Origin of the sequence: Acinetobacter sp. KAM396, assembly GCF_021602765.1 — a bacterium.
GTDB classification, from domain to species: Bacteria; Pseudomonadota; Gammaproteobacteria; order Pseudomonadales; family Moraxellaceae; genus Acinetobacter; species Acinetobacter towneri_A.
Window position 1 is genome coordinate 221,136 of sequence record NZ_BPPH01000001.1, and the last position, 12,942, is coordinate 234,077.

Annotated in this window: 10 protein-coding genes and 1 pseudogene; 5 read left to right on the forward strand and 6 right to left on the reverse strand. The window is 38.8% G+C overall.

Annotated elements, in window-relative coordinates:
- Positions 1–35: 35 nt before the first annotated feature.
- Complete coding sequence (glnA, locus tag L6C30_RS01185; RefSeq protein ID WP_070154069.1) at positions 36–1,445, reverse strand: type I glutamate--ammonia ligase; 1,410 nt, start codon at positions 1,443–1,445, stop codon at positions 36–38.
- Between the two features lie 866 nt (positions 1,446–2,311).
- Here glnA and L6C30_RS01190 point away from each other — a divergent pair.
- Genes L6C30_RS01190 through trpC form a run of 3 tightly spaced genes read left to right on the forward strand, consistent with a single transcriptional unit; the run spans position 2,312 to position 4,785 of the window.
- The gene (locus L6C30_RS01190) at positions 2,312–2,896 is read left to right on the forward strand and encodes an aminodeoxychorismate/anthranilate synthase component II (protein ID WP_168417738.1); all 585 of its coding nucleotides are present in this window, start codon (positions 2,312–2,314) and stop codon (positions 2,894–2,896) included.
- 17 nt (positions 2,897–2,913) lie between these two features.
- Positions 2,914–3,960: an anthranilate phosphoribosyltransferase gene (gene trpD / locus L6C30_RS01195; protein WP_236162307.1), complete on the forward strand. Its 1,047-nt coding sequence runs from the start codon at positions 2,914–2,916 to the stop codon at positions 3,958–3,960.
- Between the two features lie 21 nt (positions 3,961–3,981).
- Positions 3,982–4,785 (forward strand): indole-3-glycerol phosphate synthase TrpC, encoded by an 804-nt coding sequence (gene trpC / locus L6C30_RS01200; protein ID WP_236162306.1) that lies wholly within the window; start codon positions 3,982–3,984, stop codon positions 4,783–4,785.
- 48 nt (positions 4,786–4,833) lie between these two features.
- On the opposite strand, the gene L6C30_RS01205 is transcribed toward trpC, so the two are convergent.
- A complete protein-coding gene (locus L6C30_RS01205; protein ID WP_070154066.1) occupies positions 4,834–6,345 on the reverse strand; it encodes an HNH endonuclease domain-containing protein in 1,512 nt (503 codons plus the stop codon).
- An 85-nt stretch (positions 6,346–6,430) separates the two neighbouring features.
- Here L6C30_RS01205 and L6C30_RS01210 point away from each other — a divergent pair, with 85 nt between their 5' ends.
- Positions 6,431–7,120, forward strand: a complete 690-nt coding sequence (locus L6C30_RS01210) for a Smr/MutS family protein (RefSeq protein ID WP_019837431.1) — start codon at positions 6,431–6,433, stop codon at positions 7,118–7,120.
- Between the two features lie 93 nt (positions 7,121–7,213).
- Complete coding sequence (gene folE / locus L6C30_RS01215; protein ID WP_236162305.1) at positions 7,214–7,762, forward strand: GTP cyclohydrolase I FolE; 549 nt, start codon at positions 7,214–7,216, stop codon at positions 7,760–7,762.
- Between the two features lie 86 nt (positions 7,763–7,848).
- Here folE and L6C30_RS01220 read toward each other — a convergent pair.
- From L6C30_RS01220 to L6C30_RS01235, 4 genes and pseudogenes are all read right to left on the reverse strand, one after another.
- A pseudogene (locus L6C30_RS01220) lies at positions 7,849–9,204 on the reverse strand (diguanylate cyclase).
- A 109-nt stretch (positions 9,205–9,313) separates the two neighbouring features.
- Positions 9,314–11,263: a DUF4105 domain-containing protein gene (locus tag L6C30_RS01225; RefSeq protein ID WP_019837433.1), complete on the reverse strand. Its 1,950-nt coding sequence runs from the start codon at positions 11,261–11,263 to the stop codon at positions 9,314–9,316.
- Positions 11,264–11,357: 94 nt separating this feature from the next.
- Entirely contained in the window at positions 11,358–11,828 is a 471-nt protein-coding gene (locus tag L6C30_RS01230; RefSeq protein ID WP_096900956.1) for a DUF3015 family protein, read from the reverse strand.
- A 233-nt stretch (positions 11,829–12,061) separates the two neighbouring features.
- A complete protein-coding gene (locus L6C30_RS01235) occupies positions 12,062–12,880 on the reverse strand; it encodes a DUF817 family protein (protein WP_236162173.1) in 819 nt (272 codons plus the stop codon).
- Positions 12,881–12,942: the final 62 nt, after the last annotated feature.

The window sequence follows — 12,942 nt, forward strand, 5'->3', positions numbered from 1 at the left end:
AGAAGCGGGTTTTTGAAATTTGAAATTTTCGAGTATTACAAGCTGTAGTACATATCAAATTCAACTGGGTGAGTAGTCGTGTTCAAACGACGTACATCTTCAGTTTTCAATTCAATATAAGCATCAAGCATGTCTTTGGTGAATACACCACCTTTTAATAAATAGTCGTGATCTTCTTTCAAAGCATCAAGCGCCATTTCTAGGTTGTGTGCCACAGTTGGAATTTTTGCTTCTTCTTCAGGTGGAAGGTCATACAAGTTCTTGTCTGCTGCTTCACCTGGGTGAATCTTGTTTTGAATACCGTCAAGACCTGCCATCAACAATGCAGCGAAACCTAGGTACGGGTTCATCATTGGATCAGGGAAACGTGCTTCAATACGTTTGCCTTTCGGGCTAGAAACATAAGGAATACGAATAGATGCAGAACGGTTACGCGCAGAGTAAGCCAACATAATTGGTGCTTCAAAGTGCGGTACTAAACGCTTGTACGAGTTTGTAGATGGATTCGTGATCGCATTCAATGAACGGGCATGCTTGATGATACCGCCAATGAAGTACAGTGCCATTTCAGACAGACCAGCGTATTCATCACCCGCAAATAGGTTTTTACCATCTTTAGAGATGGACATGTGTACATGCATGCCTGAACCGTTATCGCCTACCATTGGTTTAGGCATAAACGTTGCAGTTTTTGCATATTGGTGCGCAACGTTCCAAACCGCATATTTGAACTGTTGTACTTCGTCAGCTTTACGAACCATGGTGTTGAAGCTCACACCAATTTCTAACTGGCAAGATGCAACTTCGTGGTGATGTACTTCTACACGACCTGGGCCCATGATCTCTTCGATTTTTGCACACATATCTGCACGCATATCATGGTGAGAATCAACTGGAGGAACCGGGAAGTAACCGCCTTTAACGCGTGGACGGTGGCCAGAGTTACCAGACTCGTAGTCTTTACCTGTAGACCAAGCCGCTTCTTCAGCGATTAAGGTGTGGCGTGCGCCAGACATGTCGATGTCCCATTTCACTTCGTCAAATACGAAGAATTCTGGTTCTGGACCAAAGAATGCAGTATCACCAATACCTGTAGATTTTAGGTATTCTTCTGCACGGCGAGCGATAGAACGTGGGTCACGGTCATAACCTTGACCAGTTGAAGGTTCAATGACATCACAAGTCACAACAACTGTAGGCTCGGCGAAGAACGGGTCGATGAAACCTGTTTCAGCATCTGGGCGTAAAATCATGTCTGACGCTTCAATACCTTTCCAGCCAGAGATTGAAGAACCATCGAACATTTTACCGTCTTCAAATGTATCTTCATCAATAGTATCTGCTGGGTAAGTCACGTGTTGCTCTTTACCTTTAGTGTCTGTAAAACGGAAGTCTACCCATTTTGCGCCACTTTCTTGGATGAGTTGAAGGACCTTGTTCGCCATGCTCAATTTGCTCCGATGTTTTTTTGTTGCACTTACGAAGTGCGTGTTAGTAGTTGGCAGTTATTAAGCAATTAGCGTACCAACTTTTAAAAGCAAAGATAAAACTATGAATTCCGCATGAGAATACATCATTTTAAAAATTACTTTATCGTTATTATACTGTCAGAAATACGATTTGCACCATATTCAAACATTGTTGATGTGATTAGATTTAAAACTGCAAAATATGGCACCATTTTAGTGCATTAATGTTTTATTTCTGTTGAATTTTAGATCAGAATTAGCTCAAACCATATCTAGGCAGACATTTTGTTGCGCCATGCTTGCATTAAGCAAGACAAACTATCCAACAATATTAAACAACACTTTATTTTTTAATGAGAAAAAATAATTAAATCGCTTAACAATTCTAAATCTGCATTCTTTTTGAGCAAATAGATTGAAAAGACACATTACTGCAAATTTGTTTTTCTTACAAAACGCTGCAATCAAACCACCGATTTGAGTCGCAATAGCATGCGGCAGGATGCTACTTTTAGCGCATTTCTATGCTGTCTTAAGTGTAAAGCTAAAATATAACTGCTGAATAACTCAGTTTGAACCAATGATCATTTCTTTCAGAGCGAACCTGAATAATGCATCACAAGCTTTGAAATGGCGAATTCGCTAATAAGCTTTAACAGCGATTATCATATAAATAGTCCGCAGAAAATGCTTATTTTTTGCTATGATGATAAGCGCTTTCTTATTCCATCTTCTTTTCGACAAGAAAAACAAAGCCCTTTCTCATTTATAGGCGTAGGAATAAAGCACATTATCTCAGACTCTTTAACACTTAGAGTGTTTAATTTTCAATAGGTTAGCTCATGCTTTTGATGATCGACAACTATGACTCTTTTACCTATAACATCGTCCAGTATTTTGGCGAGTTAAATCAGGAAGTAAAAGTCGTTCGTAATGATGCCGTGACATTAGAAGACATTGAGCGATGGCAACCCAAGTATTTGGTGATTGGTCCAGGTCCATGTTCTCCCTCTGAAGCAGGTATTTCAATTCCTGCCATTCAGCATTTTGCAGGCAAAATTCCATTACTGGGCGTGTGCTTAGGCCACCAAAGTATTGGACAAGCTTTTGGTGGGAACATTGTGCGCGCTAAAACTGTCATGCATGGTCGTTTATCGGATATGTATCACAGCAATACAGGTATTTTTAGCAACCTGCCTTCACCATTTTCTGCAACCCGTTACCACTCTTTAGTGATTGATCAGGCGACTTTGCCTGATTGTTTAGAGGTCACTTGCTGGACTAACGAAGCAGATGGCTCGATGGAAGAAATCATGGGTGTTAAACATAAGACTTTGCCTGTAGAAGGCGTGCAATTTCACCCTGAATCGATCCTTAGCCAACACGGCCATCAAATTTTTAAAAACTTTTTGGACATTTACGCCTAATGAACGAGTCAGATACCATGAATATTCAACAAGCTTTAAATCACATTACTAAACAAATTCATCTGACTCAGCCACAAATGGAAGATGTGATGCGTGCCATCATGACGGGCGAAGCAACTGATGCCCAAATTGGTGCGTTAATGATGGGCTTACGCTTAAAAGGCGAAAGTATTGATGAAATTACTGCTGCTGCACGTGTGATGCGTGAATTTGCCATCAAAATTGATGTCAGCGATATTCCTTATTTAGTGGATATTGTTGGTACAGGCGGAGATGGCCAAAACCTATTTAATGTGTCTACGGCATCTTCCTTTGTCATTGCTGCTGCTGGTGCAACTATTGCCAAACACGGTAACCGTGGTGTTTCCACGAAATCAGGCTCATCTGACCTATTAGAACAAGCAGGCATTAATCTTGATTTAAATATGCAACAAACTGAACGCTGTATTCGTGAAATGGGCGTAGGTTTCTTGTTTGCACCAAATCATCACAAAGCCATGAAATATGCGGTGACTCCACGTAAAGAATTGGGGATTCGCAGCATTTTCAACCTGCTTGGCCCACTGACTAACCCTGCAGGTGTGAAGCGTTTCGTGATTGGCGTATTCAGTAATGAATTGTGCCGTCCAATTGCAGAAGTGATGAAGCAGCTCGGTGCTGAACATGTCATGGTCGTGCATTCTAAAGACGGTTTAGACGAAATTAGCCTTGCTTCGAGTACTTATGTTGCAGAACTCAAAGATGGTGAAATTACCGAATGGGAACTCACACCTGAAAGTGTTGGTATTGAATCTCAAACCTTAACGGGGCTGATTGTAGAGAACTCTGCTGAAAGCTTGGCACTGATTAAAGATGCTTTAGGTAAAAACAAGTCTGACAAAGGCGAAAAAGCGGCCAACATGATTGCACTCAATGCGGGCGCGGGTATTTATGTTTCTGGTCTTACCAGAAGCTACAAACAAGGTGTCGCTTTGGCACATGACATTATTTATGGTGGACAAGCTTTGGAAAAAATGGGCGTGTTATCTGAATTTACCAAAACGCTCAAACAGTACGAAGCATAAAACAAAACAGGAAGGTGCATCATAGTGGATATTCGCAATACCATTTTAGGTAAAATTGTAGAACGTAAAAAAGAAGAGTTTGCAGAGCGTTTAAAACAACGCAGTTATGCAGACTTAGAACAATTGGCACGTGCAGCGACACCTACACGTGGCTTTGCGCAAGCCTTGGATAACAAACGCCCAGCGGTAATTGCGGAAATTAAAAAAGCATCGCCGTCTAAGGGCATCATTCGAGAAAACTTTGACCCTGCCGAAATTGCACAGCAATATGAAGCAGCAGGTGCAGCCTGTTTATCTGTACTGACTGATGTCGATTTCTTTCAGGGTGCAGATGAAAATATTCAGATTGCCCGATCACATTGTAACTTGCCTGCACTGCGTAAAGATTTCTTGATTGATCCATATGGTGTAGTGGAAGCACGTGCTTTACACGCAGACTGTGTGTTATTGATTGTGTCTTGCTTATCTGACCAACAGTTAGAAGAAATGTCGAAAACGGCTTTTGAACATCACTTAGATGTGTTGGTTGAAGTGCATGATGAAAATGAATTGGAACGTGCTTTAAATCTTTCAGAACGTTGTATTTTAGGCGTCAATAACCGAAATTTAAAAACCTTTGATGTTGATTTAAACACTTCATTGCGTTTAAAAAACTTGTTGCCACCAGCTCGTTTATTGGTCACTGAAAGTGGTATCGCCACACCAGAAGACGTCAGCATGATGCAAGACCATGATATTCACAGTTTCTTGGTCGGCGAAAGTTTTATGAAACAAGCACGTCCTGACCATGCTTTCCGTGATTTATTTGGGCCTATTGATGCTTAAAATCGATCTAGCCAAGCGATATGAAAATCGCTTGGTTATGCTTCATTTTTATTTACTTTGTCCTGTTAAAACATAGATTTCTGTTAAACCTTTACGATCAAACAACTCGTTCTGTTTAGTTGATGAAACTAGTAAACTATCAATTTCACCTTTAGGTTCATCCCATAAAGGATGATTAAATAATCTTTGCAAACAAGCTTTAATTCTTTCTTTTTGGTCACTCGTCATGAGATCGCGATACAATAGCTTTTTGCGCTCATCATGCGTCATAAAATTAAAAGCCATACCTAAAATACTTTCTAAATAAGGTGACCAGGTTGATACAGCACCTTTATGCCAAATACGGCGTGATTTGAGCTCAAGATCAGTTAACTCTTTCCCTCTGATATTTTGTACCCAACTATTCAAATAACCATGTTGCACTAGCAATTGTGCAAGTTCTTTAAAATTTTCAAGCTCTGTATCTCTATAATCATTGACCGCTTTAAAATTTGCAGAAGATGGCTCCAAATATAGGGTATTGCTAAAAATTGTTTTTTTGAGCAAATCAATCGACAAAGGATATGCCGCATCCTTAGATGCTTCCGCAATAAAAGGTCTTAATGCAGAAAGTTCAATTGCGTTATCCATAATTGCACTTTTAAGCATTTCCTTCGCATCTTTTTTATTCTGTTGTTTTTCAGCCACTAAAAACTTAATGAAATTCTCTTCTGAATGCTGCCCGACCGCTTTTTTCGCCGTAAATTCATCTAGCATCTCTTTATAAATAACAGATAAACGATCTAACAATGTAGAGGTATAAAATGGAATTTGTTTGTGCTTTGAATGTGCTTCTAAATTAGTGATCATCAAGTCATCAAACAATTTTTTAGCTTTTTCTGTATCATCAGGCGATACATAAACCTTAATATCTACTTCTGTATTGTTATTGAGGACTTGTGCTGCCAGTTTATGCTGACCATCAAACAATTTAAATTTACGATCAATTAAACGCGCAATAGATGGTGCTAATTGTGGATGAAATTTAAGATGATTTCTCAGAGAAATTAATCTCTTATAATCAATAACTCTCGGTTGCAAACCTTCTTGATCATCATTTTCAAGCCATTTGACCGGGATTCTACCGTAGAAGTATTCAACTTCTAAAATATTATCAAACAATAAATAAAATTCTTTTTTATCGACACCATCATCAATAACAATAGAATGATCTTTTTTCGTAAAAATAAGGGACTTTTGTTCAATATCTTTTAGCTTAAAAATATCTTGCAACTTTATTTTATTCTTTTTTTCAATAAACAATTGCTCAAGTTTAAGATTATCTCTAACCTCATATAAAGACTGATCAGACTTTCTTCGATTATATATTTTTTTAACAATACGGATATTGGCTAAATCAGTATCTCCCTGTTTCGCATAAGGTAAAATGTGATCGTACTCTATCTCATCATTGTTTAAATCGATAATTTCCCCAGAAATAAAACAACTCAAGGAACCATTTTGATTACGTTGTTGTTCTTGGACTAACTTTTTATCTTGCTCAGAAATTTGTCGTTTCATAGATTCCCTCAATCAAAAATAAATTTTGTAAAAATAAAAGCCAAAATCATATAGTATAAATCATCATTTCTATTTTTGTTTGATTATGAGTAAACACGACTCCTCTCTTTCTAAAGAACAGTACAATTTACTAAAATCTTTTAAAAAGCAAATCACTCAGCCTCACACTTCAAGTATTGCCAAGCCGTCTGAACCCAAAGTTCAGACGCCTGAGCAACAACAGGAAGATGATCTCGCTTTGTTTCGTCAGCAAATGCAAGGCGTTCAAAAAATGGATGCAGGCAATATTGCAAAAATCGAAAACACTGCCAAGAAAAAACCCGATGCCCAAACGCTGGCCAAACGTGCAGCTGCTATAGGACCTATGCAAACCGATGACACATTTCTGTCAGATACTCAAGCCATGCTTAACCCTGTAGGTAGCCAAGCTTCGCTGAGCTATCGTATTGCAACTTTGCAACATAAAGTCTTTGAAGATTTAAAAGCAGGCAACTTACGTTGGTTTGAAGCTGTGGATTTACATGGCTGTACCGTAGAAGAAGCGCGGGTAGCGGTGTTGCAAATCATTCAAATGGCCAAAGATGAAAACCAGAACGTGATTAAAATTGTACATGGTAAAGGCCCTGAAGCCATTTTAAAAACCTATGTGAATGGTTGGCTGCGTCAGCATCGAGATGTTTTGGCTTTTGTCAGTGCGCCTGAAAAACAAGGTGGTACAGGTGCTGTTTTAGTGTTGCTTAAACGCAGTGAAAAGAACCCAAAGTTTAAACAGTAATCGGATTCATCTTTTAAACAGGGCATTGTAATAGTTTTCTGTTACAATGCAGTCCTTGTTCAATATCAGTGTAAGTGAACACGTCTTATGTCTATGCAGCAATCCTACGCAAACATCCTAACCGCCGTTGGTGAAGATCTTAATCGTCCAGGTCTAAAAGATACGCCGATGCGTGCTGCTAAAGCTTTTTCGTATTTAACTTCAGGTTATAGCCAAACTTTAGCCGAAGTCACCAATAATGCAGTGTTTCCATCCGACAACCGTGAAATGGTGTTGGTTAAAAATATTGAGTTCTACTCACTATGTGAGCACCATTTATTGCCATTTTATGGTCGCGTGCATATTGCCTATTTACCTGAAGGCAAGGTTTTAGGTTTGTCTAAATTTGCTCGCATTACCGAAATGTTTGCGCGTCGTTTGCAAATTCAGGAAAACCTGACTCAGCAAATTGCAGAAGCCGTGGCTGAAGTAACTAAAGCACGCGGTGTTGCTGTGGTGATTGATTCAGCCCACATGTGCATGATGATGCGTGGTGTAGGCAAACAGGAATCGACCACACGTACCGTGTCTTTTGTAGGTGACTTTAAAACCGATAAAGAAGCCCGTCGTGAGTTTTTAAGTGCGGTGCCTGAAAGTTTTTAAATTGTGGCTAAGTTCCACAATCAAACAAAAAATCCCGAAATTTATGTTCGGGATTTTTTTGATTTTAGATTAATACATCTTCATATTTAGCCCATATAAATATTATTACGACCATTATTTTTTGCAACGTATAATGCTTTATCTACAGAATCCAAGAAGCGTTGATAGTCTGGATGACCATCATATTCAAATACGCCTATACTGACGGTAAAATTAAAACTTGCACCTGTTGAGGTATTTACCGTTCTTTCAGCAATTCGTCTGCGAATATTTTCTGCAACTTTTACAGCCCGCTCTACATTGGTATCGACCTGTAACAATAAAAATTCTTCTCCACCAATACGGAAGGCATAGTCACTACCTTTGGTATATTGCAAAATTGAGTCTGCTAAAAACTGCAGTGCTTCATCCCCTGCCGCGTGTCCATAACGATCATTAATATATTTAAAATGGTCAGCATCAATTGCAAGAATGGTCAGCGGTGTTTTGTGTTTACGGGCAAAATTAATTTCACGCGCCACAATTGTACTTAAATAACGACGGTTAAGCAGTTGGGTTAAGGCATCATTGCCCGAACTGATATATTCAGACACCTGAAAAATCTGATCAATTAAGTGCAAAATCTCACGATTCTTAGCACGAATCAGTTGAATCATTTCCACAGTCTGAGCCTGATTTTCACAGCTTTTAATTTGTTGAATCAGCTCATCGACCTGATAAATACGTTCTGTAATCGTACCGACTTGTTCTGTATTAGAAAAAGCATAAGCCGCTTTATGAATAAACCACAAACCAAATTCAGTTTTAGATAATATAGGCTGTTGTAAATTATGATGATCTGAGACGACTTGAAACATCAACTCATTTTCCCAATCCAGCAAAGTCCCGCGTTGTCGGTCTTTTTGTACAGCAACATCTTGCATGGCTGAAAATAAGCGATAGGTGTGTTTCATATCATTATGAACTTCGACCTTCATTTCATAAGATCGACACATAATTTCTGTGGCAAAACACAGAATTTGGCATAAATAATTAATTTGATTGAGATTGGTCTAAGCTTCTTGCGCTAAAAAAACAAATGCTTTTTTAATAATAATACGCACACCACGAATAATCAGCCAAGATGGAATTTGTACACGTGCATGCACATCGCCTACTTTAAATTGTTTTTCTACAATTTCTAAATAATTTTGCTTGAATGGTACTTCAAAGCTTGAGACTAACCATTGATGCAACGAGTTCTTTAAACGATTTTGTACCATTTCAACCGAAAGGAACTCTAAGGCTTGTTCTTCTAGCATCATTTTTTTGTAGAATTCGAGTACAAATGCATCTGCATGGCGTTGAACAAACTGAAATGTAGCTTCTAAATCAGCTTGGCTATACTGCTCGCAAATTATTTTCCACTGATCTGCGAGTTCGCGCATACATTCTTGAGACATTCCAACAACCATCCAACCACTGCCTAAACGCTCAAATTCTAACGAATTTAAGAAATAATACAATTGAAATTTATTTTTTTGTTATATAAATCAAATTTTTATAAATATTTTAAAAAAAATAAACATAGCCTAAACTAGTCTTATTCCAATCTTGTTTATACTGTTGTTGATATTCCCAACCTAATCGCAATACATGCTGGAGGTTGAGTACATATTGCAACTGGCTGTTCAGCTTAAATTGCCATTGATGACGATCTTCCCAATAAGGTAATTCAAGCTGAACTAAACTATTCACTCGCACAGACCAAATATTTTGACAACCCAGTGTTGGGCCAACTCCAACACGCCAACCTTTGTCTAAAGCCTTACCCGCTTGCACATGATTTTGAATTTGCGCATAACACAACTGCTCACGCGCTTGATTAGCCACGCTATAACCAAACTGTGTTTTTAAACTCAAAACACCATGTTGTTCCGTTTCACTAAAAGCCCCATGCGAATTTAAGGCTTCTTGCTGCCAACCCAAATTAAAGCCCCAACTTAGTGTTGTTTTAAATGCGGTCACCGGGTTATAAGAATTCACTGAAAGTAAATCTAACTGATTCAGTTTTAAGCGATCTTCACGATATTGCACCGAAGCTTCTAAAAAGTTGAGCTGTGTGCCTGTACGAAAACCACCTTGTGGATCAAGTAAATCATGGTAAGCCTGTCGATGACTCAACTCAAAAAATGGCTTGCCTTGAACTTCTCCAGTACGTACAGCAAAGTTACGTGAATGATGCCCCTGCACAGGATCAACCTGAGGGCGTGCGACATCCTGACGTTGTTTTTCTAAATTGATCTGACTTCTTGAACTTAAAATTTGTCTAAGTCGCGGTTGTGCAGCTTTGGCTTCAATTTTGCGTCCAATCAGCTTCAGATACAAATCGTCATAGGCCATTTCCAGAATTTTAGCTTGATCGCTTTGGCTGTGATTTTGCAAAATTGCCGCCACATTTTCAGGTTCTGCTTCGGCCACTTGATGGGCAGTTTTTGCCAACGCTGTACCATGTTGTCTGGCTTGCGCCAATAACTGAGTTTCCAAAGCAGGACGATACACTACATCGGCCACTAAATTTTCCTGCTCTACGACTTTTAGTGTTTCAATTGGAATAGATGCGACTTTAAACTGCTGCTGTAAATTGAGTTCAGGGCGCACCAAATCCATTAAACCCAATAAGCGATAGGCACAGTTGTCACTAATAAAATAATACGGAAATTGCACATGCTTCATTTCCCAAATGTGCTGCACTAAAAATGTGGTTTCTTGTTCATTCAGTGCCAGTTCATATTCCCATAAATCACGGCTTTCTAAATCGCCATATTCTTTTACTTTGCGGTAATACGGCATCAGTGAGTATTCACCTGGGTACTGCCCTGTAAGCCCTTTCCACGCATAAGACCAACCTTCACTCCCAGTTACGGTGGCCGCATAATTGACCGCATAGGAAATTAAGTCCAATTGTTTTTGGTCTTTCGGGTCTAAGCGCAATAAAGTATGCCCAAACATAGAACTTGGATTGCCCATAAAGTCTGTGGCGTAAATTAGCACCGCTTTATAAGGTTTAATTTGTCCAATCCATTCATCCAGTTCAGGACATTTCACCTGTGCCAAATCTTGTTGAGGAATTTGTAATTGTTCAACCAACCAGCGACTACGTGCAGGAAATTTGCAATGCACCGATTGATTGGCAGGTGCTTTTTCAAATAATGCCTGAACATTGCGAAGTAACTCTTGGTCTAAATTGCTTCCACCTTGTTCCGACACAAAATAGCCTGCATATTGCACTTCACTTTTGCCTTGCTGTGCATACATTAAACGCTGCCAAGTCACCTGTTCTGCCAAGTGTAAGTCTTTGGCTTTTTGCACATAATGTGCTGCAGATATTGCAAATTTATTTGTATTTTGTGGTGCAGAAGTCACTGAAAGTGGCTGAATCTGTGTTGGAGATGTTTCGGGAGATAACGCAAAAATCGTAGGAGATAAAAAAACTAAACTACTTAAAATAATGGATTTCATGGACATTTTATAAATTTTATATACATATTCAGGCTTAAATGTATTCTTGTGCTATAAAAAAGCCCTGCGAATAATGCAGGGCTTTTATTCAAACTTAAACGTATGCTTTTAATACATCATCATTTGCCATCACGTTCTGTAAAGATGCCAATACTTCTAAAGAAGTCTGGTTTTCTGCAGAATAAATAGATGCAAAGTTTTGCTTAGAAACCGCAAAGAAATGTGCTTTATCTTCCGCTTTAATGCTTAACAATTCAGCCAATACATTTAAGCTTTCGCCTTCACCAACTGCCATGTCGCGTGCCAATGTTTCAGCATTTTCATTGGTAAATGTCACAACTTGTGCAGTTACTGTACCTGTACCGCTACAACCTAAAGTACCAAATGTGATACCAAACAATTGGTTCGCAAAAATACCATTGGTGGTGGCTGCTAAAATTTTTGCAACTTTGCCAGACTGACCTGCCCAAACTTGAGAACCGATACCACAACCTGCATCACGGTCTGCAAATGCTGCTGTAGAACCCACTGCCAAGACAGCAGCCAATGCTAATTTTTTAATCATCGCCTTACTCCAGAGATTTATTATTCGAAAAATTATGCTTCGAATCATTATTATTGCTTTGTGTAACATTTATTACACCGCTTTAAGATAGCGAGATGTAGCTGAGAACGCAAAACATTTAAACCAAAGTCATGCATTATTTTTGTGCATTTTTGTAGCGATCATTGATTTTATCTTCAAATTTGGATTTAAGTTTAAAGATAGATTCTCTATGTTCGAGGTCGTATTTAGATTTAGTACTGCTGATTTTCAGTTTTCAGTTTCCACTGACCTTGGGAATCGCGATAACCCAAAATTTTCATGACCAAAACCAGACTCAGTAACAGCAATAAATACCAAGAACCGAGTTTGCCCCAGCCGACCATGTGCCATGCATCGACCTGACTTGGATACAACCATATTTGATAAAAGGTGCTAATATTTTCTGCCACCCAAATAATAAAAGCCAAAAGCAGCAATACAGGCAACATCGGCAGTTGTAATTGAAACCGTTGTAATTGAAAACGAATTTTGGTTTTCCAGAAAATCACAACGCTCCACGCAAACAAGCCATAACGAATATCGGGGATAAAAAACTTGCTCATGAAGTTGATGTACGACAACACTGCCAAGGTCATCATATTGCCAAAAGTCGGCAAATTCCGTAAAGATACCTGATACAAACGCAAAGAACGTGCAAAGAAACTGCCAACTGCAGAATACATAAAGCCTGCAAATAGCGGTACAGTCATAATTTTAAAGACAGCAGGTTGAGGATATTGCCACGATGCAATTTGTGGATGGGTTAAAAAAATTTCCATAATCATCGCCAAAATGTGAAACAAGGCAATGACTTTTGCTTCTGCCCAAGATTCTAGTTTTAAATATAAAAGACAAACTTGAATGATTAAGGCATAGAATAATAAATAGTCGTAACGGAAAAATCCGAAATATTCCTGGCTACCCATTGATGCAGTGAGTGCAAATGCAATCAGCAATAAAATTCCAAATAAGGCAGCCGAAGCTGCCTTAGTCGAAAACTCAAGTCCTGACTTTAACCATGTTATCCACATGATCTGACAACCTGACCGAAGCTGAAATTACTCTGATACATCTAAAAATGATCCATCTATAT